Here is a 26,166-nt window from a genome sequence, read left to right as displayed (position 1 = left end):
CAATTAAGAGTAGAGACACGGAATTCTTTACCCAACGGTTATTTGATAGAAGCATACTGGTACGGTATGTTAATGGGACGGCCGCGCGATGCGGCACGCACATGAAGGCGATGCGCCTCTTGAGGGATAGGGTATGACCGAGCGCAGTTTCGACGACTTGTTTCCAACGCGCGAGAGCGGTGGCCACGAGCCTCGCCGCTCCGATTTCGCGCGCCCTGACGAAGCCTACCGCCGACCCGCTTCGACGTATCCTCGTCCCCGGACGTCGACGACGGCGCGCGACGCCGCCTCCCCCTACCAAGACTTCGATCGCTATCGTCGCGTGCAGGCGCGGCCGAAACGCACGGGGCGCCGCGCCCTCGGCATCGTGGCCAGCCTGCTGGTGCTGGTCGCCTTCGGCATCGGGGCGTACTTCGTCGTGCAAAGCCTGCCCGCCTCCATCACGTTGAACGGATCGAGCATCGACGTGGGCGGCAGCAAAACGCTGAGCGACGCGCTGCACGCCAGCGGCATCAAGCCGAAGCCGGGCGACCTCGTGGCCGTGGACGGCTCGGTGCTGGAGGAAGGCAAGGGCGAACCGTTCCACGCCACCATCAACGGCGAGGCCACCACCGATATCAACGCGAAGCTGGCCAGCGGAGACGTGGTGGAACTGGGCGACGGCAGCCCCATCGAGGAGCCGTCGGAAACGGTCGAGGCCGCCATTCCCTTCACCCACGAGGAAGAGGGCCGCGGGCCCATCCACCTGATCGAGGGCCAAGGCGCCGACGGCGTGAAGCGCACGAAAACCGGCTCGATGTCCGGGATCGCCACCGAAGAGGTGACGCAGGAGCCCGTCAACGTGGTGCGGCGCAACGTGTCGCCCGACGTGGGCGACGACAAGGTGGTGGCCCTCACGTTCGACGACGGCCCCTGGCCCGAAACCACCGCCGCCGTGCTCGACGTGCTGGCCGAGAACGGGGCCAAGGCCACGTTCTTCACCGTGGGCAATCGCATCGACGGAGAGGGCGTCGACCTCGTGAAGCGCGCCGCCGCCGAGGGCCACCAGATATGCACGCATTCGTACGACCACGCCGCCGGCGACGGCCAAAGCGTGAACCTCGGCTACATGAAGCCGGAAGACCAGGTGGCAGAGGTGCAGAAGGGCTACGAGGCCATCGAGGCCGCCACCGGCGCCGAGGCCAGCCACGTGTTCCGCACGCCGGGCGGCAACTACGGCGAGGACGTCATGCGCAACATCGGCCCCCTGATCAGCGCCGAGATTGGCTGGAACATCGACTCGCAAGACTGGCGCAAGCCCGGCGCGGGCGCCATCGCCGACCAGATCAAGAACGCGTGGCCGGGCGCCATCGTCCTCATGCACGACGGCGGCGGCGACCGCTCGCAAACGGTCGAGGCGCTCAAAGACGCGCTCCCCTACCTCAAGTCGCAGGGCTACCGCTTCATCACCATGGACGAGCTGCTCAGCTACCCGCTGTCGTAAAGGGGCGGCGACGCAACCGCTCGCCGGGCAAACGCGGCCTCCGAGCCGTTTGCTGAAAAACGTCACGCCTTTGGCGACAAACATTGCCGAAATCATCTGTCTGCGCATCCCTGACATTGCTATAGTAAAGCGCGTTGGTCGTACATGGTCGCGACCATGTCGAAACGAGGGGTCGGGCGGTGCTTCATGGACGTTAATCAAATCGTAGCCATCGCGGTGTTCGTGGTGGTCATGTTCACCATCATGACCGAGAAGCTGCACCGTTCGCTCGCGGCCATCACCGGCGCGATGATCGTGCTTGCGCTGCACGTCATGCCGTTCGACGCGGCGATGGAGCACATCGACTTCAACACGCTGGGCGTGCTGCTGGGCATGATGCTGTTCGTGTCGGTGGTGAAGCTGTCAGGCGTGTTCGAGTTCCTTGCCATCAAGTGCGCGCGCGTCGCCAAGGGCGACCCGTGGAAGATCATGTTGCTGTTCGTGCTGCTCACGGCCGTGCTTTCGGCGTTCCTCGACAACGTGACCACCGTGCTGCTCATCGGCCCCATGACGCTGACGGTGTGCAAGCTGCTCGACATCAACCCCATCCCGTTCTTCATGACCGAGATCCTCGCGTCGAACATCGGCGGCACCGCCACGCTCATCGGCGACCCGCCCAACATCATGATCGGATCGGCGGCCGGGTTCTCGTTCTTCGACTTCATCCTGTACGACGCGCCGGCCGTGGTGCTTATTCTTATCGCCGTGCTGGGCGTGTTCTACGTGATGTACGGCCGCAAGATGCACGTGGACGACGAGCATCGCCAGCGCATCATGGATCTGGACGAGCACCAGCAGATCAAGAACATGCGCCTGCTCAAGCAGAGCGTGGTCATGACGATCATCGTGGTCATCGGCTTCATGGCGCACGGCGCGCTCGGCCTGGAATCGTGCATCATCGCGCTGGGCGCGGCGGGCGTCATCATGCTGATCTCGGGCGAGAGCATCGAGGAGGCGCTGTCGAACGTGGAGTGGACCACGCTGTCGTTCTTCGCCGGCCTGTTCGTCATTGTGGGCGCGCTGGCCGAGACGGGCGTCATCGGCATGCTGGCGAACGGGTTGATCGACGCAACCGGCGGCAACGTGTTCATCACCATGCTCGTGCTGCTCATCGGCTCGGCTGTGATCTCCAGCTTCCTGGACAACATCCCGTTCGTGGCCACGATGATCCCCATCCTGCTGGCCATGGAGTCCACCGGCATGGACGTCACGCCGCTGTGGTGGGCCGTCTCGCTGGGCGCGTGCCTGGGCGGCAACGGCACGCTCATCGGCGCCAGCGCCAACGTGGTGCTGTCCGACATCAGCAAGAAGCACGGCTACGAGATCACGTTCGCGAAGTTCTTCAAAACCGGCTTCCCCATCATGCTGCTCACCATCCTGATTGCCGGCGTATACCTGGTCATACGCTTCCCCCCGGCGTAGTCCGAAAATTCGTCGGAACCCCTTGCGGGAGTGCGGGGGTTCCGATATACTGCTTACTCGCGCTTCGCTTAGAAGCCGTATGCCAACGTGGCTCAGCTGGTAGAGCAACGCACTCGTAATGCGTAGGTCAGCGGTTCGAATCCGCTCGTTGGCTCCACGAACAAGATCAGGCCGCCAGGGAAACCCGGCGGCCTGTTTCTTTTCTCACCATCCCCCTCCGCCTCCTTTACGCTTCCGCGACTGGGCGCGGCGCGATGCTAGTATCGGCCGAAACTCGACTGAAGGAGCGCGCCATGAAGCCGTACTACGAGGGCTGGTACATGAAGCAGCAGCGGGGCGACGACGTGCTGGCCGTCATACCGGGACGCGCGCAGGATTCGGCGTTCGTTCAGGTGGTCACGAACCGCGGGTCGCGCTTCGTGCCGTACCCGCTGGAGGCGTTCCACCACGAAGGCGACACCATGCGCGTGGGCGCCAACCTGTTCACGCCGTACGGCATGTACCTGCACATCAGCGAGCCGGACTTCGAGCTGACGGGCACCGTACGCTACTACAACCTGCTGCCGCTGCGCTCCGACATCATGGGCCCGTTCGCGCACCTCCCGATGGAGACGAAGCACACGGTGTTCAGCATGCGCCACCTGGTGTCGGGGTCGGTCTGCCTCAACGGCGCCACGATGGAGCTGCACGACGGGCTGGGCTACATGGAGGGCGACCGGGGCCACACGTTCCCCAGCAGCTACTTCTGGGTGCAGTGCCTCGACGCGCAGCGCGACGCGTCGCTCATGCTGGCCATCGCCGAGATACCGCTGGGCCCGATCCGCTTCACCGGCTGCATCGGCGTGGTCACCCTCGGCGCGAAGGAGTACCGCTTCGCCACGTATCGCGGGGTGCACATCGTGGAGCACACGCCCATGATCGCCGACGTGCGGCAAGGCGACATGAGCCTGCGGGTGGAAGTGCTCGACGACCGCGGGCACGGGCTGCAAGCGCCCGCCCAGGGCCTGATGGACCGCACGATCCACGAGAGCCCGGCCGTGCCGGCGCATTTCAGCTTCGTCAAGCGCGGCGAAACGCTGCTGGAAGGGACAAGCTCCCAAACAAGCTACGAGTTCGTTCCTCCAGCTTCGGCATAGGAATTAGACGCCCCCCCCCCCGTGGCGAATTTTTCGCGGAATTGATCAAGCGGCAGCGGTCGCGAGTACACGTACCCCTGGCCCACGTCGCAGCCCAGCTCGTGCAGCATGGCCACCTGCTCCCAGGTTTCCACGCCCTCGCACACCGTCGTCAGCCCCAGGTCGTTGGCCATATCGACCACGCCCTTGAGCACCGCGCGCGTGCGCCCCGTCTCCGCGTCCTCGTACAGGAAGCCGCGGTCGATTTTCAGCACGTCGATGGGAAGCTTCCGCAGCAGGTTGAGCGACGAGTACCCCGTGCCGAAGTCGTCCATCGCCAGGCGGAACCCGCATCGTTTGAGCGAGATGAGCTTGTCGATGACCGCGTCCTCGTTCACGACGAACGCGCTTTCCGTGACCTCGATCTCGATGCATGCGCGCGGCACGTGTGCGCCGTCCACGATGCGCACCAGCCGCTCCTCGAAGCCCTCGCGCAGCACGGTGACGCGCGAGAAGTTCACCGACACCACGAGCGCCTCGTCGCCGTCGGGCGGCATGAGCGGATAGCATTGGCACACGCGCGTGAGCATGAGGAAGTCTAGCTGCACGATGAAGCCGTTCTTCTCGAACACAGGGATGAACTCGTCGGGCGGCAGGAAGCCCATGTCCTCGGACTCCCAGCGGCACAGCGCCTCCGCGCCGACGAGCGACCCGTCGGCAAGATCGTTCTTCGGCTGCAGGTACAGCAGGAACTCGTGCTGGGACAGCGCGTAGTCCATGCGCTGCTCGATGCGGTTCTTCTGCTCCACGCCCGCGCGAAACGCGTCGTCGAAATAGGCCACCTTGCCGGAATCGCCCGCGCCCTTCAGCACGGCGATGGCGTTGCTGACGGCTGCGGGGATGGTGCCGGTCGCCTTCGTCATCGCGCACACGCCGCATCCGAACGACAGCATGTTCGCGAAGTGCAGATCCGGGGCCTCGCGCAGTTTTTCCTCGATGACCTCGCACAGCCGCTCCACCCGATTCGGCTCGGCGCGCAGCAGCAGCACGAAGTGATCGGCGTTCGCATGAGCGGCCAGCTCGTTGCGCCCGCACGCGCCGTCGAGCAGGCGCGCCAGCGTGACGATGAGCCGATCGCCCACATCGTAGCCGTACGACTCGTTCACGTAGCGGAAGTTCGAGACGTTCGTGTATACCACGAGAAACGCGCCGTCCTCGGCGCCGGCCGCCACTTCCGCCGCCTGCTCCTCGAACGCCAGCATGTTCTTGCGGTTCGTCAGCGAGTCGACGAAGTAGGCGGCACGCAGCTTGGCGATACGGTCGTTGCGCATGAACAGCATGATGGTGGCCGCCAGCAGGAACAGCGCCGCGCAGATGATGCCCATGAGCAGGAAGTCGTGCTCGGCGCGCGTCTGCGCCGCCATCACCATCTTGTCGGCCAGCTCGAAATGCGTCTCGCTGAGCGCGAGCAGCGTCTCCTTCGAGCCGGCTCCCTGGTCGATGCGGTCGATCTCGTCGAGGATCAGGCCCCACTGACGCTCGACCGCCTCGATGCTGAGCATGTAGTCGCTGGTTTCCGACCCCTTGAAGGGACGCGCCTCTTCGCCCTGCTTGAGCTCCGTCAGCAGCATCGACACGCGCGCTTCGGTCTTGTCGGCGTGCTCGCCTTCCAGCTCCATCTTCACGACGCGCTGCGTGCCGCCGCGCACCACGCCGGAGTCGTTGATGATGCCCGCGAAACTGCGCACCTGCATCAAGAACGCGATGAGCATGATCGCGCCGAGCACCCACAGCACGACGACGATCAGACCTCTTCCCGACACCTTCCGCTTCACGCGAAACCACCCGCTTCGCTGCCGGGGCCGTGTCCTCGAGCGGTGCGGTGATACCACCGCTTCTGCTCGTACATCAGTCGATCGGCGCGAATCACCAGGTCGCCCGGCGCTTCCTGATCATCGCTCCACGACGAGCCCACCGATATGGTCAGCGACCCGTCGGATTCGGCCAGTTCGCTCAGCCGGCGCACGCGCTCGTCGAACTCCTCCTTCGTCGCATCCACGCAGAACGCCACGAACTCGTCGCCGCCGATGCGGTACGCATCGCGGGGGAACAGGTCGCGCACCAGCTGGCCCGCGCGCCGGATCATCGCGTCGCCGAAGGAGTGGCCGCGCGTGTCGTTCTCCAGCTTGAGATCGTTGATGTCGGCGAACACGACGCCGAACGTCTGGGGACGCTGGTCCACCAAGCTCACCAGGCGTTCGATGTAGCTGTTGCGATTGCCCACCCCGGTGAGCCCGTCGGTGTGCGACAGCTCGCCCAACCGGCTGAGCAGCCGGCGCTTCTCCAGATCGTTCTGCACGAAGTAGGTGAGCGAGCGCAGCAGGCCCGCTTCGTCGATGTTGCGATGCGGGTTGTCGATGCCCAGCATGCCGCTCATGATGCCGCCGCCCTCGTACAGCGGCGCGACCAGCAGGTCGGTGATGCCCTGCGGGGCGAGGACTTCGTATTCCATCGAATCATGATCGACCGTGTGCTCCAAGTCGACGATGCGCACCATGCCCACCTCGTCGAAGAGGTCGGTCCAACGCTGGAATTCGGACAGCGGCACGTTCTGAACGAAGTCGATCTGCGGCTCCACCCCGTCGGCGCACCACTCCACCGTGTTGGAGACCAGCGTGGCGTTCAACGACGACTCGAGCAGATAGGCTCGGTCGGCATCGTAGAACTCGCCGATGATGCGCAGCAGGTCGTTCAGCCCGTCGCCGCCGCTCGCGTCGCTCGAGAGCATCTGAGCGCACTGCACGAGCGTTTTCTCGACGGCGAGACGCGCCTCGAGGCTGCGGCGTTCCTCCACTTCAAGCGTGGAATCGTTCGCAATTTGCAGCCGCACCAGGCCATCGCCGATGTCGACGAGCTTGTCGCGGCAGAGGAAATGGCGGTCGAGCCGCTCGTCGTAGCGGCCGTAGCTCAACTCGCCTTCGGACGAGAGCTTCTGCATCGTGCAGAACGGGCAGGGCTCGCTTCGGCCGTGCAGCGCGCGGAAGCAAAGCTGCCCGTGGTAATCGCCCTCGGGACGGTAGAGGGCGAGGGAAGCGCGGTTGAGGTACACGAGCTCGTACGAATCGGGGTCGCACGCGTAAATCGCGCTCTGGCTTTCCTCGCAAAAGAGTGCCGCAATATCACGATCGTCCATCGTGTCCTCGTATCTGTTCGTCTCCCCCGGCGTCCTCGACGCGTCCGGGGGACGCATCGGCAGCCCAGTCTCGTAGGAGAACATACGCGTTTGATCATACCAGTCAAACGCCGGTTCTTCAATGCGCCCATCAGGGTAAATGCAATCGGAATTGGCTTGACTTTCACGTATTTCTATGTCCCCTGAAAAGATGACAACCCGGTGCCAGTCGCCCGCGAGCGCACCGCGCGGCGGCCCCGTTTCGCGCGCGGCTGGTATACTGGACGCATCGAGCGGCCTTCGCGAGAGAGGATGCACCATGCTGTACGACAACATCATGATTCCCTACGACGGATCGGCTTCCGCCCGGGCAGCGCTTTCCGAAGCGGTGCGGTTCGCGAAGGACGACCCCGGCCTGACGCTGCGCATCGTGCAGATCATCGACACCGACCAGCTTGCCATCGACAAGCTGGAAGCCGAAGGCCGCGACGAGCAGACCGTGGCGTCGTCGGCGACGCTCCAGAAAACCTACGAGGAAGTCACCGAGGAAGCGAGCAAAGCCCTGCATCGCGAAATCGATCCGCTGCTGACCGGGCTCATGAACAAGGTGTACATCGAGCTTTTGCAGGAGACGCAGCCGGGCGGGCAGATCGTGACGTACGCCATCGACAACCTGTGCGACCTCATCGTCATGGGCTCGCGCGGGCTGGGTGCGCTGCGCGGCATCCTGGGAAGCGTCAGCAGCTACGTGCTGCGCAACGCCGACGTGCCGGTGCTCATCGTCAAGGAAGGCACGAACGAGTAGCGGCCGCTTGAAGGCAGCCGCTTGAAGGCGGCGGCAGGACGGACGGCATGCCGACCCCGCTCGGGCGCGTTGATGGTTTCTTGACATTCTCATGCTATGCTTCGCCCCGTGTGCGACAAGTCGAATGCGAAGGAGCGAAGCGAACGTGAGCGGACAGGAAGCTGCAGCGATCGAGCGGGGCGGCGAAGCCACGCTGCTCGTGGTCGACGACGAACCCGAGATCGTCGCGCTGCTGGACGAGTACTTCACGGGGCTGGGCTATCGCGTGCTCACCGCCGGGGACGGCGCGTCCGCGCTCAAACGCGCCGAGCAGAACCCCGACCTCATCGTGCTGGACGTGGGCATGCCGCTCATGGACGGCTACGCCGTATGCCGCCGCCTGCGCGAGCACCTCACCTGCCCCATCCTGTTTCTCACGGCGCGCGTCGAAGACGTCGACGCGCTGGAGGGCTTCGAGGCCGGCGCCGACGACTACGTGCTGAAACCGTTCTCGCTGGCCGTGCTGGGCGCGCGCGTGAAAGCGCACCTCGCCCGCGACAACCGCCACCACGTGCGCGCCGAGGTGCGCTTCGACGGCGACATCGCCATCGACTACCGCTCCCGCACCGTGACGGTAGCGGGGCAGCCCGTGGACCTCACGCGCCGCGAGTTCGACATCGTCGCGTTCCTGTCGAAGCATCCCGGCCAGGTGTTCGAACGCGACCGCATCCACGAGCGCGTGGGCGGCTGGGAGAACGAGAGCGACTCGCAGGTGGTGACCGAGCACATCCGGCGCATCCGCAAGAAGCTGGCCGCGGCAGGCGCCGCGCCCGACCCGGTCGAAACCGTGTGGGGCATGGGGTACCGGTGGCGCGCGTGAGCGGCGGGCGCCTCGACGCGCTGCGCGCACGGTGGCACAACGTGTCGCTCAAAACCTCGTTCATGGTGTACATGCTGGGGTTCCTGCTGCTGGCGCTGGTGATGTCGACCGTGACGGCCGGCATGTTCAGCGCGTTGCAGCACAGCGCGACCGAGGACGCGTACGAGGTGTCGGGGCTGTACCTCTACGACGCGCAGAACGAGGTGCTCGTTCCCGCACGCGCCGTGGACATCGACGAGAACGGCAGCAGCGTGTTCGTCCAAACCGTGCGCGGCGACGTGAGCGAGATGCCGCTCGTGGACCTGTCGTCGCTCGTCGAGATCACCGATGCGAGCGACTACCAGTACACGGCGGGCACGTACCTCTACGGCTCGGCCAGCGACGAGGACGGCGCCCTCAGCATCGAGACGCCCGAAACGTCGGGATTGCCCGAGCTGCCCGAAGACGCCGAGCTCACGCCCGCCGAGCTGCCCGCCTACGACGCGCTGGCGCGCGAGCGCTTCGACGCCTGGCTGGTCGCCAACCCCGACAGCCCCTACGCGTCGTTCTTCGGCGGCGACGGCCAGGACGGCGACACCGTCGGGCTGCTCACGTCCGCGGTGGGCTACTACTTGAACACGCCCCCTTCCGAGGGGGCGCAAGCGCTGTCCACCCTGTTCGGGCTGCTGACGTTCCTCATGTTCCCCCTGTGGTTCGGCCTGTGCATCTTCGCGGCGGCGCGGCGCTTCTTCGGCAAGCGCCTCGAACCCGGATTCGCCGTGCTCGACCGGGCGGCGAAGAACATCGCCGAGCAGAACCTCGAGTTCTCGGTATCGTACGACCGCGACGACGAGCTGGGGCACCTTGCCACGTCGTTCGAGGCCATGCGGGCGTCACTGGCCGAGTCGCAGCGCGCGCTATGGCGCACGGCCGAAGAGCGCAAGCGCTTGAACGCGGCGTTCGCCCACGACCTGCGCACGCCGCTCACCATCCTCAAGGGCAAGATCGAGCTGCTCGAGGCGCACGTGCAGGCCGGCGACGCGCCCGCCGAGCGCCTGGCGGCCTCCGTCGCCTCGCTGGCCGCGCAGGTGGAGCGCCTCGAGCGCTACGTCCAGGCCATGAGCGGGCTGCAGAAGCTGGAGGATCGCGCCGTCGTCGCGCGCCCGGCTGCGTTCGACGAGGTGGCCGGCATGATCGACGATGCGGGCGCAGGACTTGCCGCGTGCGCCGACCGCGCGTTCGCGCTGTCGGTCAGCGTGCGCTGCGACTGCGAGCGGCCCGCGCTGTGCGTGGATCAGAGCATCGTCGGGGAAGTGGCCGAAAACCTGTTGAACAACGCCATGCGCTACGCATCGTCGCAGGTGGACGCCCGTATCGACGTGCGGGACGGCGCGCTCGTGCTCATCGTGGAGGACGACGGGCCGGGCTTCACGCCCACGGCGCTCGAGCGCGGATGCGCGCCCTTCTTCAGCGAGGTTCCCTCGGCCGAGCATTTCGGGTTGGGGCTGAACATCGCGTCGCTCATGTGCGAGAAGCACGGCGGCGACCTTGCGTTGCAGAACCGCGAGAAGGGCGGCGCGCGGGTGGTCGCGCGGTTCTCCTTGGGTTTGTGCGAGAGCGTAGACAGCCGATAGACATTTGCTCCGTACCATCGGAAGCGTACCGAACGCACCCGAGAAAACGCACCCGAGAAACGGAGCATCCCATGGAAGACGTCGCCTCCCTGCGCGGCCAACACGCACCCCTCGGCGAGGCCGCCGAGCAGCGCCACGCCCCCGCCGACGGGGAGCGGCGATCGCTCGTCAAGAAGCGCGTCGCCGTGATCGTCGGGCTGCTGGCGCTGACGGCGGGGCTGGGCGCGCTCTGCATCGCCTACGGCCCCGAGCTGCTGGCGTTCGTCGCCGACGCGCCGCGCTTCCGCGCGTGGGTGGACGAGACGGGGTGGCTGAGCCGCGTCGTCTTCGTGCTAGCCAACATGGCGCAGGTGGTGTTCGCGTTCCTGCCCGGCGAGCCGCTCGAGCTGGGCGCGGGCTACGCGTTCGGCGCGCTCGAAGGCACGCTGTGGTGCCTCGTTGCCAGCGCGCTGGGAACGGCGGTGGTCATGGTGCTCGTGCGCTCGTTCGGTGCGCGCATCGTCGGCCTGTTCTTCTCGCCCGAGAAGATCACCTCGATGCGCTGGCTGCGCGACTCGCGCCGCTTCGAGCTGTTGCTGTTCCTGTGCTTCCTCATTCCTGGCACGCCAAAAGACCTGCTCACCTACGTGGCGGGCCTGGGTTCGAGCTCCATCGGACGCATCGTCGCGCTGACCACGGTGGGGCGCATCCCCTCCATCGTCTCGTCCACGCTGGCGGCCGACGCGTTCGGCGACGGCAACTACCTGGGCGCGGCGCTCGTGGCCGTGCTGACCGCGGTGCTGGCCGCGGTGGGCGTGGTGGCGTATCGGAAGCTGGCGAAGCGCAGCGCCGAAGACGCGGACGAGGCGGCCGGCTCGGGCGAGGCGGCGTAGCCGTCACGGGATCGTGCTTCGACGGTGGCCTGCGCGCATCCCGCCTCTTCCGACGCTCGCGTATGATGGAACGGACGGATCGGACGGGAAAGGAGGCATCGTGAGCATCGGCTACGCATCGAAGACGCTGGCGGTGCCTGCGGCGCGCATGCAGTCGGTGGTGCAGCGGCTCGCCACGCCCGAGCGCCTGGCCCAGGTCATCGACGGCAACCTGCACGCGCTCGACGCCGCGCTGGACTACCAGGCGAAGAACGGCATCCGCCTGTTCCGCATCAGCTCGGACGTGATCCCTTTCGGATCGAGCCCCGTGAACGCGCTCGACTGGGTGCACGATTTCGAGCCGCAGCTGGCGGCGCTCGGGCGCAAGGCGCGGCGCCATCGCATCCGGCTGAGCATGCATCCCGGGCAGTACACGGTGCTGAACTCGCCCGATGCCGACGTGGTTGAGCGCGCGAAGCTCGACCTGGCGTATCACGCGGCGTTCCTCGACGCGCTTGAGCTGGACGCGACCGCCAAGATCGTCCTGCACGTGGGCGGCGCGTACGGCGACAAGCCGCGCGCGCTCGAACGGTTCGCCAACGCGTACGGCACGCTTCCCTCCGCGGTGCGCCGACGGCTCGTCATCGAGAACGACGATCGGCTGTTCACCGCCCAGGACGCGCTCGCGCTCAGCCGCGCCACCGGGGCGCCCGTGGTGTTCGACATCCTCCACCACGAGCTGAATCACGAGCCCGGTGCGCCGGATTGGCGTACGCTGCTGGACGAGGCGGCCGCCACCTGGGGCCCCGAGGACGGCGTGCAGAAGATGCACTACGCGCAGCAAGCTCCCGGCCGCAGGCTGGGAAGCCACACCGACACGATCGCGCTCGAACCCTTCCTCGCATTCTACCGGGAGCTGGCGGAACATCGCGGCGCCGCAGGCATCGGCATGCCCGACATCATGCTGGAGGTGAAGGACAAGAACCTCTCGGCCCTCAAGTGCATCCTGTGCACGAGCGAACGCGGCCGCTTCGCCGAACTCGAGCGCGAGTGGGCGCGCTACAAGTACGCCGTGCTCGAGCACGACCAGGCCGCTTACCTGGCCTTGCGCGCGCTGCTCAAGGACAAGCGCACGTGGCCGGCCATCCCGTTCTACGAAACCGTCGAACGCGCGCTCGCCACGCCCGTGGACCCCGGGTCGTTCCGCAACGCCGCGCAGCACGTGTGGGGCTACGTGTCCGACCACGCCACCCCGCGCGAGCGGGCGTCGTTCGAGCGCCTGCTGGAACGCGACGATCGGCGGGCCGCGAAGCGCAAACTCCGCGTCCTCGCCGAGAAATACGATCGGGAATACCTGCTGGAATCTTACTATTTCACGCGGTGAACCCCGGCTCGCGCGCCCTGTTCGGCCCCTTCCCTAACGTGTAGTTATTGAGAACTATTATCAATAATAACCCTATCGTTACACCGCAAACCTGATAAACGGAGTATCATATCGGGCAGGAGAAGAGCATCGACCATCATGATGAAAGAGAGGGACCCCATGCCCAGTTTCCCCAACCCCTTTGCAGGCAACGTCGATCGCAAGATGACGAACGCCGAGCTCATGCAGGCGCTTCGCATCGACATCGCCGGCGAGCTTGAAGCCATCTTCCTGTACGACGCCCACTACCAGGCCACCGACGACCCGGCCGCCAAGGCCGTGCTCGCCGACATCCGCGACGAGGAGAAGGCCCACATGGGCGAGCTCATCACGCTGATGCGCCACCTCGACCCCACGGAGACGGAATTCTTCCTCGAGGGCGAAGGCGAAGTGCAGGAGAAGCTGGCCGAGCTCGGCATCAAGACCGACGGCGAGATCGCCCCTGCACCGTCCGAGCCCGCCCCCGCCCCCACCGTGGGCGACCTGTCCTAACCGTTTCCGCTGATGACGTACGAATGTTTCACGTGAAACATTCGTACGCATCGCATGTGCCATCTTCCTCAGAAAGGAGTCCCGCATGGACTACCTCGCTCGCGAATCAGCCGACCTTTCGGTCGAGCTGTGGAACCGCATTGACAGCACCGTGGTGGGCACGGCCCGCAATCAGCTGACTTGCCGCCGCTTCCTCAAGGTGTTCGGCCCGCTGGGCGCCGGCGTGACCACCGTGGCCGTCGACGGCGTGAACAAGGAAGAGGTGCTCGAGGACGGCATCGGCCGCATCGTCGGCCGCACGCAGCTTGAGCTGCCGCTGTTCTACGAGGACTTCACCCTGCTCAGCCGCGACATGGAGTACGCCGCCCAGACCGGCTACCCGCTCGACCTGTCCGTGGCCATCGCCGCCGCGAAGAAGGCGTCGCGCCGCGAAGACGACCTCATCCTCAACGGCAGCAAGACCCTCGGCGCCGACGGCCTGCTCACCGTGAAGGGCTCGACCAAGATCAAGAAGGGCGACTGGTCCCAAGGCGAGAACAGCTTCGCCGACGTCACCTCCGGCGTGGCGCAGCTGGCCAAGACCGGCTACCTCGGCCGCTACGCGCTCGTGGTGTCGCCCGACCTGTTCCTCGACCTGCAGCGCCTGCAGCCGAACACCGGCCTGCTGGAAATCGACCGCATCAAGAAGCTCATCGGCGACAACGTCTACATGACCAGCGTCATGGGCCCCGGCAAGGCCGTGCTCGTGTGCGCCGAGCCCGAGTACCTCGACCTCGCCATCGGCCTGGACCTGTCGGTGGGCTACCTGGAGCTCGCGAACTTTAACCACACGTTCCGCATCATGGAAACGGCCGCCCTGCGCATCAAGGACCCCGCCTCCATCGTGGTGTTCGCGTAAGCGCCCCAGCGTTCCAAGCACCAAGCACCCCAGGAGCCGGCATCGCGCCGGCTCCACGATTATATAGAGAAGGGATCGCCCTAGCCCACCTTCTCCTCGTTCTTTTGGCGGTGGCGGATGAGGAGGTTGCGCCAGACCACGTAGGCTCCCAGGACGAAGGCGCCCAGGTAGCCCAGCACGCCGAGCAAGGGGACGCCCAGCAGCTGGGGATGCATGTTCGTGGTGGCCAGCAGGCTTGAGCCGATGAAGAGGCCGGCGGAGATGAGCGCCATGGCCACGGTGCCGCTGACGGAGTAGAGCGCGGCGATGGCGTCGTTGGGGATGCCGAGGTCGGCCCCGACGCGGATCTGACCGCGATTCACCATGTCGAGGGTGTGAGACGTTTGAGTGGGCAGGTGCACCGCGGCTTCGGCCGACGATAGGGCGCTCGAGGCAAGTTCGCGCGCCTTCGTCTCGAACGACGCCCACGTGCGCGCACGTTTTTTCACGTGGTCGCTGATTATGTCGATGACGCTCGTGTCGGGTGCGATGTCCACGAGCACGCCTTCGATGGTGACCATGCCGCGCGCCAGCAGCGTGAACGACGGCGGCAGGGCCAGGTTCTGCGACCGCAGCACGCCGAACACGTCCATGAGCGCCGATCCCACGTTGATGTCGGCCAGGTTCACCGTGGTGTACGACACCAGCAGGTTGCCCAGCTGGCTGAGCAGGCGCCCGTGGTCGACGGACCCTTCCGCGCGCGCGGCGCCCAGCAGCGCTTCCATGAGCGCGTAGGCGTCGTTCTCGGCCACCGCGCGAAACATGCGCCCGATGAGCGCGCGCTCGAGCGCCGACAGCTCGCCCACCATGCCGAGGTCGATCCACACGATGTCGTCGCCGCGCACGAGGATGTTGCCGGGATGTGGGTCGGCGTGGAAGAAGCCGTTGTCCACGATCTGCGTCACGTAGCTTTCGGCGAGGCGCTGGCCCAGCTTCGCCGGATCGATCCCCCGCTGCCGCAGGGCGCGAACGTCGTTGATCATGGGGCCTTCGACGAAGTCCATGACCAGCACGTCGTCCGAGCTCATGTGCGGGTACGGTCGCGGGCTTTCCACGCCGGGCTGGTCGCTGAGGAACTGGCGGAACCGCACGAGGTTGTGCTGCTCGATGCAGAAATCGAGTTCCTGGTGCGTGGTGCGCTCGAGCTCGGCGACCAGGTCGTCGAGGGAGAGCTTGATGCCGTCGGTCGCGCGCGTCAGGCCCACGAGCGCGACGGCCTGGCGGATGAGCGCCAGGTCTTGCGTCATCTGCTCGACCACGTTCGGACGGCGCACCTTGATGGCCACGTACGACCCCGGGGACGGGGCGTCGGGCGGCAGCGGCGCAGCCGAGGTGCCGGAACCCGCCTCCGCATCGCCCACCGCGTGCGGCGCGATGCACGCCTTGTGCACCTGCGCGATGGAGGCCGATCCCAGCGGCTGCTCCTCGATGCACGAGAACGTCTCCTGCCACGGATGCCCGAGCGACGCTTCGATGGTGGAGACGACCGTGGAGAACGGCATGGGCGGCACGTCGGCGCGCAGGCGCTTGAACGCGTCGGCGTACGCGGGAGGAATGACGTCGCTGCGATTCGCCGCGATCTGCCCCATCTTCACGAACGTGGGGCCGAGGTCCTCCAGCAAGCTGGTGGCCTCCTGCGGCGTGAGGCCCGACAGCACGCGATGGTGCCGCAGGATGCGCTCGATCTCGCGCAGCCGCTTTCCCGAGCCCGAACCCTTGTCGCGCCGCGCTTCCACGGCCACCTGCGCCACCTCTTTGAGCGTGGGCATGCCGCACCTCCTCGATCACCGTCTTCGACGGCCCAGCGTACCACGCTGTCGCCGCATGCGCGCCACAGTCGCCGAGCGGTCACCGAGCAGATGGCGAATCGACACGCCGAGGGAACAGGGGCTGAGCACGCGACAACCGGTCGCTCCGAGGCGCCAATTGTGGCAAAAATATTGAGGTAGGTAAATATTAGTCGAGGTTTACTCCAAGAAAAGAGCCCTGCGAAAAATTTGACCAGGCATTATGCGAATACGCTCTAGCGTGATAATCGTTTTCCAGCGCAATTGATTTACCTACCTCGAAATTTTTGCCAAGTTTCGCACCTCGGGCCAACCTGCGTCGCGAATAGCGGCCGCCCCGGCTTGCGCAAGCCGGGGCGGCGAAATGAAGGGGACGCGCAGCGGAGGGAGGGGAAGCGCTCGCGTCCCAGCGAGTTGGCTGATCGATCGGCGCCGCGCCCGCACGGAGCGCGGTGCCGCAAGCGCGCCTTACGCGTCGATCGTCTCGACGGCGTACTGGCCGGCCAGGCGGCCGCCGCAGTAGGCGCACATGAGCGAGTATCCTTCGTAGTCGCAGTACGGGGCGCTCATGAGCGTGCCGTTGTCGGCGCCGGCCACGTACAGGCCGGGGATGGCCGCGCCCTCGCCGTCGATGGCCTGCAAGCGGTCGTTCGTGCGGATGCCGCCGATGGTGACCCACGCGCTGGGCTCGTACTGGAAGGCGTAGAACGGCCCGGTGGTCACCGGCTGCAGGAAGCAGGCCGGCTTGTAGAACTGCTCGTCCTTGCCGTCGGCGCAGTAGCCGTTGTACTCCTCGAGCGTCTCCACCAGCTCGGGCGCGTCGATGGCCTCGGCCAATGCCTCGATGCTGTCGGCCTTGAAGGCCCAGCCCGCGTCCACGGCCTCGTCGATGCTGCCCTGCACGTTCTCCAGCGGCTTGTCCTTGAGCGTCATCATGCCCGTGCGCCAGTTCACCTCGTCGGCGCCGCACAACGTCCACGCGTCGGTGCCCGCGTTCAGGCCGTCGACGTACGCCTGGTCGACCACCGCGTAATACGTGCCGCCCACAAGCGAGATCGCTCCGCCCAGCGCCAGCGGCAGGTTCGCGAACTTGCCCTCGTTCGAGAAGCGGCGGCCCTGGTTGTTCACGAGCAGCGTGCCGTAGATGCCGATGGTAAACGCAGCACTCTTGCGGTCGTACAGACCGTCGGCCTTCTGGTTGGATCCGGTGAACTCGTTGCCCGCGATGCCCCACTGCGTGGACAGCTGGCCGCCCGCGGCCTGCACCATGTCGATGCCCTCGCCCACGGACAGCACGTTGCCCAGCGGGTTCACGAAGGTGCCGAACTTCTCGCGCATCATGTCGACGTTGCCCAGGAAGCCGCCTGTGGCAACGATGACCGCCTTCGCCTTCACGTCGGTCACGCCGTCGCCCTCGCACTGCACGCCCGTGCACGTGCCGTCCTCCATGATGAGACGCTTGCCCGCCGTGTTGAACAGGAACTCGCCGCCCTTGCTTTCCACGAACTCCTGCAGCGGTTTCATGCGCTCCTCGCCGCGCACCTGCGCGTCGGTGTCGCCCTGGAAATTCGCACGCACGGAGGCGTGGCCCGCGCCGTAGTTGTCGGGGCGCATGCCCGTGGGCACGCCGAAGTCGTCGGTGAACTGGTCGACCGTCTCGCCCGAGATGGCGACGGCAGCTTTGACAGCCGCAGCGTTCGTGGACCAGTGGGCGTACTCCATGATATGGTTGAACGCCTCTTCCACCGTGAACTCGACGCCGGCTTCCTGCTGCAGCTTCGAACCCACCATGAAGGGGCCGCCCGCCAGCGAGCCGTTCGCCACGCCTACGTTGCCGCCCTTCTCGATGACGACGACGCTCTTGCCCGCGCGCACGGCCTCGACCGCGGCCCACAGGCCCGCGCCGCCCGCGCCTACGATGGCGATGTCACATTCCTTCGTCTGGTCGGCGGTCTGCATCGTGGAAGCTGCCGCATCGTCGCTCTTCGCGTCGGCGTTCGCGCTGTTCGCCGCCTGCGGGGCGCAGCCGGCGAGGGCTGCCGCGCCGCCCAACGCCGCGATGCCGCCCAGGGTCAGAAAGCTGCGACGGGACAATCCGTTGTTCGCGCTCTTCAACATGCTCATGTGCGTTCCCTCCTAGAGAAATCTTCTGCGCCCGTTCGCTTCGAACCGGCGAGGCGCCCTCCCGAGGCGCTGAGGCAAGCATGCCCCGCATCAGGCGGTTTGTCGCGGGTGAACTGCCGCGAGCAGGGGTGAATCCGCATTCACCCCTGCATTCACCCCTGGTACAATGGCACGACGAACAGGAGGTTTCGATGAAATCAAGCGATGTGGTGCGTGCGCTGGCGCCCTCGGATCAAGCCGGCGACGACGAGCCGTTGGCCGCGCTGATGTATCCGCTGCGGTTCCTGGGGATGGGCTTGCTCATCGCCTGGCTGTGCTGCACGCACGTCGCGACCATCTTCCCGGGAGACGCGTTCGTCCCCGCGCTGCGCACGGCATTCGACACGGGCATGCGCATCGGCGACATCGGCACGTTCCTCGTGTTCGCGCTGCTCGCGCCACGCATCGGTCGGCTGAGCCGGCACAAGGCGTTTTCGTGGACGGCGGTTGCGCTCACGGCGATCGGCACGGCGGCCGTGGGCCTCGTGCTCATCCCCGGCGAGGCGAGCGAAGCGCTCATCGTCCCCGTCAGCATCGTTGCCGCCGTGGGCGGCGCGGTGCTGTTCTGCCTGTGGGCCGAGGCGTACAGCCAGATGGGAGCCACGCGCACGCTCATATACGGCGCGTTGTCCTGCATCGCGGCGGCCGCGGTGTCGTTCGTCATCTCCACGATGGAGACGCCGTTCGGCGTGATCGCAACCGCGCTCCTGCCCCTCGCGTCGCTCGCGTGCGCGCACCTGAGCTTTCGCCTGCTGCCAGCCGAGCGCGCCGTGGCGAAAGGTGTGCGCTACCCCATCCCCTGGAAGCTCATCGTCATCATGGCCATCGCCGGCCTGCTATCCAGCTTCTCGGGCGCGTTCCTCTCGGCAACGGAGTACGTCGGGGCCATCCATCGCGTTGCGGCCACCGGCATCGTGGGCGTCGTCATCCTCGTGATGGCGGTCGCGAAGCGCGACCGCTTCGACGCGCGCTTCCTGGCGAAGGTGGGACTGCCGGTTTCCATCGTCGCGTTCGCCATCATCCCCTTCGTCGCCCCCATGCAGGGCTACGTCGTGTCGGTGCTCATGCGGTTCGCCTACGTGTGGTTCACGTTCTTCGTGCTGCTCATGCTGGCGAACATATGCTACCGTTTCGAAGTTCCCAGCCTGCGACTGTTCGCCATCGCGCGCGCGTCGAGCGAGGCCGCGCTGTTCGCGGGCATCATGGCGCGCCGCGCCCTGTGGCAGACCGACCTGCTGGCCGACCCGATGTCGCTCGTGGGATTCGCGCTGGCGGGCATCGTGTTGGTGCTGGTGTGCGTGGTCATCTGGATGAGCGAGAAGTCCGTGAATGGCGACTGGGGCGCGTCGGGGTTGTCGCTGGCCGACCGGCTGCACGTGCCGGGACCGCGCGAGCGGTTCATGACGCGCTGTGACGACCTGGCCGCCCGCCACGAGCTGACCGCGCGCGAAGCCGAGATCATGGGGTTGATCGCGCAGCGAAAGAGCCGCGCCGAGATCGAGCAGGAGCTGTTCCTGTCGCAGAACACGGTGAAGACGCACGTGCGGCACCTGTACGCGAAGCTGGGCGCGCATTCCAAAACCGACGTCATCGCGCTGTTCGAGGAGTAAGCGCACATCGCAGGGGCGGGGCGGCTGTGCGCGTGCTATGATGCTGCGCTATGGCTCGCATCGTGAAACATACCCCTCGCTCGCTTTGGACGTACAAGGCGTTCCTCCTGGTGGCAGCTGCCATTTGGGGGCTGGGCACCGTCGTGATCAAATCGACGGTGGACGAGTTCCCGCCCGCATGGCTCGTGGGCGTGCGCTTCACGGCGGCCGGGATCATCCTGGGCGTCGTCATGCTGCCGCGGTTCAGGCGCGCGCTCGACGTCGACCACCTGAAAAAAGGCGCCATCCTGGGCGTGTTCCTGTTCCTGTCGTACTGGGCGAACTCGACGGGGCTCACCGACACCACCGCCTCGAACAGCTCGTTTCTCACGTCGCTGTACTGCGTGATCATCCCGTTCTTGGGATGGGCGCTGCGCGGGCCGCGCCCGACGCGCTTCAACATCGCCGCCGCGCTCGTGTGCGTGGCCGGCGTGGGCTGCGTGTCGTTCGCGGGGCTGTCGGGATTCTCGCTGCGCTTCGGCGACCTGATCACGCTGCTGTCGGCGTTCTTCCTCAGCCTGCACGTGCTGTACACGGCGAAGTACGCGCGCGGCCGCGACATGACGCTGCTCACCGTCGTGCAGTTCCTGGTGGCCGGCGTGCTGGGCTTCGCGGCCGGACTCGCGTTCGAGCCGATGCCCGCGTTCGCCAGCTTGGGACTGGACACCTGGATGAGCCTGGGATACCTGGCCGTGTTCGCCTCGTGCATCGCGCTGCTGCTGCAGAACTTCGCGGTGGCCCATGTCGACCCCGCGCCCGCGTCGCTGTTCCTGGCCACCGAGTCGGTGTTCGGCGTGACGTTCTCCGTGTTGTTCCTGGGCGAGATCCTCACCGGGCCGCTGTTCGCCGGCTTCGCTCTCATCTTCGCCGGCATCGTGATCAGCGAATACCTCCCCCTGCGCGCCGAGAAGAAGCGCCAGGGAGCAGAAACCCTCTCGATCGAAGACGACCCCGAGCGGGAAACGTAGCCCCCTCCCCGTCGCTGCGGCCTATCCGGCTGCCAGGCGCGCCGCGGTGCCCCCTTCGCCAAGCGCACTTCGCCGAGCCCTCGCCCCTCGGATGTTTCACGTGAAACATCCGACGTTGCGTGATGCCGCCGTCGAGCGATGTTGGAAACCCGCTAGATTTCGCGGCGAAGCGCGTAAGAACCGCGCCGGATCCGGGATGGTATTGTCTTTGATCTTACCGGAGTCATCTTGCAGGTTCTCGGCCTGATAGCCGCTTTCGGCAGCTTGGCGGTCGGGGCGGCCTCGCTCGCATTACAAGCGCGGTCGAAAGATGAACCCCGGTCGTCCCCTAGGGACGAACCGGGACAACAATAACATCCGAACCGCCGAAGCGAGTCCGAGAGCCGTGGGGAGCACCACCTCCCTGCGGCTCGCCTGTATTATATACGCTGTACCAGCCAGCTTCAACCGATTACCGTGATGAAAGAACTCACCCTACCGCCCTGGGGCGGTTTCCTTTAGAATGGACGATGCGCTCAACAGGAACGATGCAAGTTCACCACATCCAGCCAGGACGCCACATGAAACACGCCGCACCCGCTGACCCGACGCCCGGACACGCCAGCTTCCCCGAACAACCCGCCCGCCGACGCCTCTCGGCGCCGAAGATCATCGGCATCATCGCCGGCTCTATCGTCGGCTTGCTGCTGATCGCCTACGTGGCCGGCGGCATCTACTTCTCGGGCCGCTTCATGCCGAACACCACGCTGGGCAACCACGACGTGTCGCTGCAGACAGCCGCCGAGGTGCAGGCCACGCTCGACGATGCCCTGGACGACTACGCCGTAGCGGTTTCGGGCCAGGGCTTCTCGATGAAGCTCTCCGCGAAAGACGCCGGCGTCTCGTTCGACGGCGAGGCCATCACCGCCGCCGCGCTCGGCAACACGAACCCCTGGCTGTGGCCGCTCGAGATCACCCGGCCGCACGATGAGACCGACAGCCTGACCGCCTCCTCCAGCGGGAGCAACCTCGCAACCGTCGTGCGCGCCGCCGTCGACGAGTTCAACGCCACCGCCACGCCGCCGACCGATGCCGTCGTCGCCTTCGACGAGCAAACTGAGGCCTTCACCGTGCAGCCCGAGGCAACCGGCACCGCCCTCGACGCCGATGCGGTGGCCAAAGCCATCGGCGCGGCCGTCGCATCGGTGCAGCCCACCGTGAAGCTGACCGCCGATGCGCTCCTGCAGCCCGCCGTACCCGCCACGGACCCCAAGCTGCAAGCGGCCGTCCAAGCAGCGAACCAGCTGGTCAAGGCTGATATGCAGCTCATGATGGGCGGCGACGTTGCCGCCGAGGTCAACCCCGCGCTCGTCGCTACGTGGATCAGCTTCGACGAGAACCTCGCGCCCTCGCTTGACGAAGAGGCACTTGCCGCCTGGGCAAAGGAGCTGGAAGCCGCCTGCGACACCGTAGGGACCGAGCGCACCTACACGCGCCCCGACGGCAAGGTGATCACGGTCGCCGGCGGCTCGTACGGCTGGCTGACCGACGGCGAAGCGCTCGTCAACCTCGTGAAGGACGGCGTGGCGAACCGCACCGTCGGCGCCGTCGACATCCCGTGCCAAACCACCGGCACGGCCTACAACGGCGCGGGCGCGCAGGACTGGTCGGCGCGCTACTGCGACATCGACCTATCGGAGCAGTACGTGCGCTTCTACGACGAAACCGGCGCGCTGATCTGGGAAGCCCCCTGCGTGAGCGGCACGCCGAACGGCGCGCACAACACCCCCACGGGCGTGTTCTGGCTCAACCAGAAAGCAAGCCCCTCGGTGCTCAAGGGCACGAACCTCGACGGCTCGAAGTACGAGTCCACGGTGCGCTACTGGATGCCCTTCGTCGGCAACGTCATCGGTCTGCACGACGCCAACTGGCAGGCCGCGTTCGGCGGCACGCTGTACCAGCAGGGTCGCGGCAGCCACGGTTGCGTGAACCTCCCCGTCGGCTCGGCCGCCGACCTCTTCAGCATCATCCAATCCGGCGACGTCGTGGTCTGCCACTGGTAGGACGAAAGGCGCGGGGGCCCGATGCCGCATCGCCCCCCCGAGTCACAAAAATCACCGCTGTGAAGCCCAGCGACCGACACGCAAACACGTTCAAACCCTGCGAACTGGGGCGATGCCAAGAACGAGCGCTGTCGAAGCACCCGGAAAGCCCTCGCGCACGCCTAAAACACTCAGAATCGCTTCACAGCGTTGGTTTTTGTGCATGCTGGCCTTGTTCGACATGAAAACCGCCTCCGCAGACGCGGCTCGCAGACGATCGCGCGTCGCGGCACGCGCAACCGGCGGCAAAAAGCCCCCGCCTACCGGAGGAGGGGGGTTCCGGTAAGCGAGGGCCGGGCACAGCGCCCTTGAGCGAAGAGGAAGACGGGGCGCTTACCTTTCGAAAATGTCTGATCCCTGCATGCGCAGGCGCATGGTGTCGACCATCTGCTGAGCGGTGCCCAGCTCCACCGGCCGCGGCGTCATGACGTAGCGATGCACCGCGCCGTCCAACAGGTACGCGGGACGAACCTCGTCGAGCAGCCTGATGGCGCCTTCGGGACACACGTCGCGGCAGCTGCCGCACTTGACGCAGTCGCCCGGAACATGGTCGACGCCCAGCGTGCCGTCGTCGCGATCGAACTTGCGGATGGCGCCCGTCGGGCAGAACGTCGCGCACATGCGGCACGACGAGCACGCCAGCCCATCGATCACCACGCAGCCCCACAAGCGCGTCGCCACGCTCTGCCGCACCGGCTGGCCAAGCTGCGCCAGATGGTCGAGCAGCGCTTCGCGGCGGTCCGGCACGAAATGGGGAAGCGTCCCGTCCTTCATGACGCGCGGAAGCGCAACGGGGCCCGCGGCCGCAGGATCGGCCGCACCCGCGGCCGCAGGATCGGCCGGCGAAGCCGCCACTCGCTCGTTGCCGCGCGGCTCGGCGAAGTACGCCGCCATCGCGGCCGCCGCCTCGTCGGCGGCGACCCCCTCGGCGCGCGCACTCGCCGGCACGCCCTCCACCACTTCAACCCGCGCATCGCTGCCCCAGGCTTCAAGCAGCGCGTTGGACGTGCTCGCCACAAGGCGCGCCGTCGCCGCGCCGTGCTCCTGCGCGCAGCGCGCGCAGGAGCCGCACGCCAGTCGCACGCGGCGCACGCCCGCGACCGCAAGCCCGCTGATCAGCGACTCCTCCACGCGCCCCAAGCACACCACCTGCGCGACGCGTCCTTCGTCGAGCAACCCGCCAGCCGCCCGGCGCAGCTGCTCGCACGCCACCACCACCTCGTCGCCAACCCGCGCGCTCAGGCACGCCTGCATCAGCTGCGCGTCGCTGGGATTGCGCGCCTCAAGCGCGCACGTGGGGCAAACGGTCGCGCACGTGCCGCACCCGACGCACTTCGCCGCATCAACCGCCAGCTCGCCGTCCACCAGCGCGATGCAGCCCGACGTGCACGCATCGGCGCACTTCAAGCACGAGACGTTGCGGTTACGCACCCTCGCGCACCGCTCCTGATGCACCACGATGGCCTCGCTCGACACCCCGTCCAGCACGCCGACGATGCTGCGCGCCCCCCGGGCTCCCCGAGGGCTCCGGGCGCCCTCGCGCGCGCCCATCACTCCACCGACCGCTCGTCGGCATCCGCCAGCACCACCGTGCCCGCGTCCGCGCCGGCGCCCTTCTTCACGACGAACGGCATGCTGATCGCCTTCGCGGGGCACGCGTCCACGCAGGCGAGGCATCGCGTGCAGTCGGCCAACGTACGTTCGCCGAAATCGGGATGCCGCAGGTTGATGTCGGCTTCGCACGCGATCGCGCACCTGCTGCACGCCACGCCGTCGACCGTCTCCAGGCACTTCGACTCGTCGATCGTCGGCCGCCACGTTGTGCTGAACCGCGACACGAGGTTCATGAGGCCCGCCATCGGGCAGAAGCGCGTGCACCACTTGCGCAGGAACACGATCTCCACCACCAGCAGCAGCGGTATGAGCACCACCGACCACGTCATGTCGCCCGCCGCGAACAGGCGCCACACCACTAACACGGTGGCGAACGTCAGCCCGATGGGGCACACGAGGCAGAACACGGGGAAGCCGAAGAGGGCCGTGGACAGCAGCGCGCCGCCCAGCACGTAGTGGCGCGAGTCCAGCTTCGTGCGCACCTCCTTGCACGACGAGCACTCGCCGCACGCATGCCCGCAGCCCAGCTCGCTCTTCGCGATTCCCCGCATCTCCGCGCGCTTCGCCTGCTCAAGCTCCTTGCGCTTCCGGGGCGAGCGGAAGAACGTGCGCACCCGGTCGAGCAGCGGCACCGGGCATATCCATCCGCAGAACGCGCGACCCACCACCAGCACGAGCGCCGCCATGATGACAAGCGACACCACCGCGCGCGGCACGACCGTCTTCGTGGCGATCATGGTGGTCAGCGCACCCAGCGGGCACAGCGCCGAGAACGTCTCCCAGCCGAAGCCCGAAAGGGTTCCCATGCTCACACCGGCGATCAGGCCGAGCGACAGGACGGCGAACACCGCAGCCGCCACGACGGTACGCAGTTTGTTCGAGTTCATGGCCCGCCCCCTATTCCGCCGACTCGATCGGCTTGACGACGATGGCGCGCTCCTGCGCGCCCGAAACGATCGATCCCGCCTTCAGCGACACGCACACGCTCTCGCACGCGCCGCACCCGTTGCACTTGTCGGCCAGCACGGACACGTGCGGATTGGCGCCGGAGCCCGTCAGCTCGATGGCCTCGTAGGGGCACGCGTCGTAGCAGTACCGGCATCCCGTATCGCGAAACGCGAGGCACTGCGCCTCGTCGATCACGGCCAAGCCCAGCAGCGTGTTCTCCGCGGTCGCCCCCGTCGGCAACCGCAGGGCCTCGGTGGGACACACCTTCACGCACAGGGGCTCCCCACCGTTTTCGTCCGCGCAGTAATCGCAGAAGTCCGCGTCGAAGTTCAACGCAGGCGAGCGCATGCCCAGCAGCCCGTCCTCGATGTGCGCAGGCACGATGACGCCGCGCGGGCACGCCTCGTAGCATTTCTCGCAGCGGATGCACGCCGACACCAGATGCGCCTCGTCCTGCCCGCCCGGCGGCCGAACCAGCGGGGTGTGCCCCGCATAGCGCAGAGCGCCCAGGCCCAGCAACGCCGCCGTGCTGCCCGCGCCGATGAACAGCGTGCGGCGCGAGACGCTCATCGGCCCCTTCGCCCGTTTCCTCGAACCCTCGTCCTCTTCGCTCATGACTCCTCCTCGAACCTCGAACCGCTGGTCCTCGCCAGCCAGAAAGTCCATGAATGACGGGGCTTCTCGGCACGTTTGCGAGAAGCGGGGCACCGGTTGAGAAGCCCCGTCCATCGTAGATTTTCAAGCA

At 66.7% G+C, this 26,166-nt stretch carries 20 protein-coding genes and 1 tRNA gene; 14 read left to right on the top strand and 7 right to left on the bottom strand.

Annotated features, from left to right (window positions below; all coding sequences use genetic code 11):
* The first annotated feature begins 133 nt into the window (after positions 1–133).
* From H8S61_RS10770 to H8S61_RS10755, 4 genes are all read left to right on the top strand, one after another.
* Positions 134–1,483: a polysaccharide deacetylase family protein gene (locus tag H8S61_RS10770; protein ID WP_255466567.1), complete on the top strand. Its 1,350-nt coding sequence runs from the start codon at positions 134–136 to the stop codon at positions 1,481–1,483.
* Between the two features lie 186 nt (positions 1,484–1,669).
* Positions 1,670–2,944, top strand: a complete 1,275-nt coding sequence (locus H8S61_RS10765) for an ArsB/NhaD family transporter (protein WP_160940908.1) — start codon at positions 1,670–1,672, stop codon at positions 2,942–2,944.
* Positions 2,945–3,025: 81 nt separating this feature from the next.
* Positions 3,026–3,101: transfer RNA gene (locus H8S61_RS10760), tRNA-Thr, on the top strand.
* A 136-nt stretch (positions 3,102–3,237) separates the two neighbouring features.
* The gene (locus H8S61_RS10755) at positions 3,238–4,080 is read left to right on the top strand and encodes a stress response protein nst1 (protein ID WP_186938983.1); all 843 of its coding nucleotides are present in this window, start codon (positions 3,238–3,240) and stop codon (positions 4,078–4,080) included.
* On the opposite strand, the gene H8S61_RS10750 is transcribed toward H8S61_RS10755, so the two are convergent.
* Together H8S61_RS10750 and H8S61_RS10745 are read right to left on the bottom strand one after the other, a co-directional pair.
* Entirely contained in the window at positions 4,050–5,894 is a 1,845-nt protein-coding gene (locus tag H8S61_RS10750; RefSeq protein ID WP_186938982.1) for a putative bifunctional diguanylate cyclase/phosphodiesterase, read from the bottom strand. The genes H8S61_RS10755 and H8S61_RS10750 overlap by 31 nt on opposite strands.
* The gene (locus H8S61_RS10745) at positions 5,891–7,252 is read right to left on the bottom strand and encodes a GGDEF domain-containing protein (RefSeq protein WP_186938981.1); all 1,362 of its coding nucleotides are present in this window, start codon (positions 7,250–7,252) and stop codon (positions 5,891–5,893) included. Before H8S61_RS10745 ends, H8S61_RS10750 begins: the two co-directional genes overlap by 4 nt.
* 298 nt (positions 7,253–7,550) lie before the next feature.
* Here H8S61_RS10745 and H8S61_RS10740 point away from each other — a divergent pair, with 298 nt between their 5' ends.
* From H8S61_RS10740 to H8S61_RS10710, 7 genes are all read left to right on the top strand, one after another.
* Positions 7,551–8,036 (top strand): universal stress protein, encoded by a 486-nt coding sequence (locus H8S61_RS10740; protein ID WP_154332522.1) that lies wholly within the window; start codon positions 7,551–7,553, stop codon positions 8,034–8,036.
* 145 nt (positions 8,037–8,181) lie between these two features.
* Positions 8,182–8,895, top strand: coding sequence for a response regulator transcription factor (locus tag H8S61_RS10735; RefSeq protein WP_436231606.1), 714 nt, complete (start codon positions 8,182–8,184; stop codon positions 8,893–8,895).
* Entirely contained in the window at positions 8,883–10,508 is a 1,626-nt protein-coding gene (locus H8S61_RS10730) for a sensor histidine kinase (protein ID WP_186938979.1), read from the top strand. Before H8S61_RS10735 ends, H8S61_RS10730 begins: the two co-directional genes overlap by 13 nt.
* A 71-nt stretch (positions 10,509–10,579) precedes the next feature.
* Complete coding sequence (locus tag H8S61_RS10725) at positions 10,580–11,380, top strand: TVP38/TMEM64 family protein (RefSeq protein ID WP_186938978.1); 801 nt, start codon at positions 10,580–10,582, stop codon at positions 11,378–11,380.
* A 100-nt stretch (positions 11,381–11,480) separates the two neighbouring features.
* On the top strand, positions 11,481–12,743 hold the full coding sequence (gene uvsE, locus H8S61_RS10720; RefSeq protein ID WP_186938977.1) for a UV DNA damage repair endonuclease UvsE: 1,263 nt from the start codon (positions 11,481–11,483) through the stop codon (positions 12,741–12,743).
* A gap of 138 nt (positions 12,744–12,881) precedes the next feature.
* Positions 12,882–13,274, top strand: coding sequence for a demethoxyubiquinone hydroxylase family protein (locus H8S61_RS10715; RefSeq protein WP_244977613.1), 393 nt, complete (start codon positions 12,882–12,884; stop codon positions 13,272–13,274).
* An 85-nt stretch (positions 13,275–13,359) separates the two neighbouring features.
* Entirely contained in the window at positions 13,360–14,172 is an 813-nt protein-coding gene (locus H8S61_RS10710) for a family 1 encapsulin nanocompartment shell protein (RefSeq protein WP_154332525.1), read from the top strand.
* Between the two features lie 80 nt (positions 14,173–14,252).
* On the opposite strand, the gene H8S61_RS10705 is transcribed toward H8S61_RS10710, so the two are convergent.
* A complete protein-coding gene (locus tag H8S61_RS10705) occupies positions 14,253–15,980 on the bottom strand; it encodes an ABC1 kinase family protein (RefSeq protein ID WP_186938976.1) in 1,728 nt (575 codons plus the stop codon).
* A gap of 486 nt (positions 15,981–16,466) precedes the next feature.
* Entirely contained in the window at positions 16,467–18,122 is a 1,656-nt protein-coding gene (locus H8S61_RS10700) for an FAD-dependent oxidoreductase (protein WP_255466566.1), read from the bottom strand.
* 191 nt (positions 18,123–18,313) lie between these two features.
* Between H8S61_RS10700 and H8S61_RS10695 the strand changes: the two genes are divergently transcribed.
* The 3 genes from H8S61_RS10695 to H8S61_RS10685 all read left to right on the top strand — a co-directional run bounded on the left by H8S61_RS10695 (position 18,314) and on the right by H8S61_RS10685 (position 22,820).
* Entirely contained in the window at positions 18,314–19,771 is a 1,458-nt protein-coding gene (locus H8S61_RS10695) for a helix-turn-helix transcriptional regulator (protein WP_186938975.1), read from the top strand.
* Between the two features lie 50 nt (positions 19,772–19,821).
* Complete coding sequence (locus H8S61_RS10690; RefSeq protein WP_186938974.1) at positions 19,822–20,778, top strand: DMT family transporter; 957 nt, start codon at positions 19,822–19,824, stop codon at positions 20,776–20,778.
* 560 nt (positions 20,779–21,338) lie between these two features.
* Complete coding sequence (locus H8S61_RS10685; protein ID WP_186938973.1) at positions 21,339–22,820, top strand: L,D-transpeptidase family protein; 1,482 nt, start codon at positions 21,339–21,341, stop codon at positions 22,818–22,820.
* Between the two features lie 372 nt (positions 22,821–23,192).
* Here the strand turns inward: H8S61_RS10685 and H8S61_RS10680 are convergent, their stop codons facing one another.
* The 3 genes from H8S61_RS10680 to H8S61_RS10670 all read right to left on the bottom strand — a co-directional run bounded on the left by H8S61_RS10680 (position 23,193) and on the right by H8S61_RS10670 (position 26,036).
* A complete protein-coding gene (locus tag H8S61_RS10680) occupies positions 23,193–24,347 on the bottom strand; it encodes a 4Fe-4S binding protein (RefSeq protein WP_366458256.1) in 1,155 nt (384 codons plus the stop codon).
* Positions 24,348–24,409: 62 nt separating this feature from the next.
* A complete protein-coding gene (locus tag H8S61_RS10675; protein WP_186938971.1) occupies positions 24,410–25,360 on the bottom strand; it encodes a 4Fe-4S binding protein in 951 nt (316 codons plus the stop codon).
* A 10-nt stretch (positions 25,361–25,370) separates the two neighbouring features.
* Entirely contained in the window at positions 25,371–26,036 is a 666-nt protein-coding gene (locus tag H8S61_RS10670) for a 4Fe-4S dicluster domain-containing protein (protein ID WP_186938970.1), read from the bottom strand.
* Between the last annotated feature and the right edge of the window lie 130 nt (positions 26,037–26,166).

Source organism: Eggerthella hominis (assembly GCF_014287365.1).
Classification (GTDB): Bacteria; Actinomycetota; Coriobacteriia; order Coriobacteriales; family Eggerthellaceae; genus Eggerthella; species Eggerthella guodeyinii.
Note: the sequence above shows the minus strand (reverse complement) of the source record. Positions and strands in the feature narration are given on the sequence as shown.

What these genes read in the sequence shown, in the direction of transcription:
- H8S61_RS10770 (WP_255466567.1), top strand. Translation starts at nt 134, where the DNA reads ATGACCGAGCGCAGTTTCGACGACTTGTTTCCAACGCGCGAGAGCGGT.
- H8S61_RS10765 (WP_160940908.1), top strand. Translation starts at nt 1,670, where the DNA reads ATGGACGTTAATCAAATCGTAGCCATCGCGGTGTTCGTGGTGGTCATG.
- H8S61_RS10755 (WP_186938983.1), top strand. Translation starts at nt 3,238, where the DNA reads ATGAAGCCGTACTACGAGGGCTGGTACATGAAGCAGCAGCGGGGCGAC.
- H8S61_RS10745 (WP_186938981.1), bottom strand. Translation starts at nt 7,252, where the DNA reads ATGGACGATCGTGATATTGCGGCACTCTTTTGCGAGGAAAGCCAGAGC.
- H8S61_RS10740 (WP_154332522.1), top strand. Translation starts at nt 7,551, where the DNA reads ATGCTGTACGACAACATCATGATTCCCTACGACGGATCGGCTTCCGCC.
- H8S61_RS10725 (WP_186938978.1), top strand. Translation starts at nt 10,580, where the DNA reads ATGGAAGACGTCGCCTCCCTGCGCGGCCAACACGCACCCCTCGGCGAG.
- H8S61_RS10715 (WP_244977613.1), top strand. Translation starts at nt 12,882, where the DNA reads ATGATGAAAGAGAGGGACCCCATGCCCAGTTTCCCCAACCCCTTTGCA.
- H8S61_RS10710 (WP_154332525.1), top strand. Translation starts at nt 13,360, where the DNA reads ATGGACTACCTCGCTCGCGAATCAGCCGACCTTTCGGTCGAGCTGTGG.
- H8S61_RS10705 (WP_186938976.1), bottom strand. Translation starts at nt 15,980, where the DNA reads ATGCCCACGCTCAAAGAGGTGGCGCAGGTGGCCGTGGAAGCGCGGCGC.
- H8S61_RS10700 (WP_255466566.1), bottom strand. Translation starts at nt 18,122, where the DNA reads ATGAGCATGTTGAAGAGCGCGAACAACGGATTGTCCCGTCGCAGCTTT.
- H8S61_RS10695 (WP_186938975.1), top strand. Translation starts at nt 18,314, where the DNA reads ATGAAATCAAGCGATGTGGTGCGTGCGCTGGCGCCCTCGGATCAAGCC.
- H8S61_RS10690 (WP_186938974.1), top strand. Translation starts at nt 19,822, where the DNA reads ATGGCTCGCATCGTGAAACATACCCCTCGCTCGCTTTGGACGTACAAG.
- H8S61_RS10685 (WP_186938973.1), top strand. Translation starts at nt 21,339, where the DNA reads ATGAAACACGCCGCACCCGCTGACCCGACGCCCGGACACGCCAGCTTC.
- H8S61_RS10675 (WP_186938971.1), bottom strand. Translation starts at nt 25,360, where the DNA reads ATGAACTCGAACAAACTGCGTACCGTCGTGGCGGCTGCGGTGTTCGCC.
- H8S61_RS10670 (WP_186938970.1), bottom strand. Translation starts at nt 26,036, where the DNA reads ATGAGCGAAGAGGACGAGGGTTCGAGGAAACGGGCGAAGGGGCCGATG.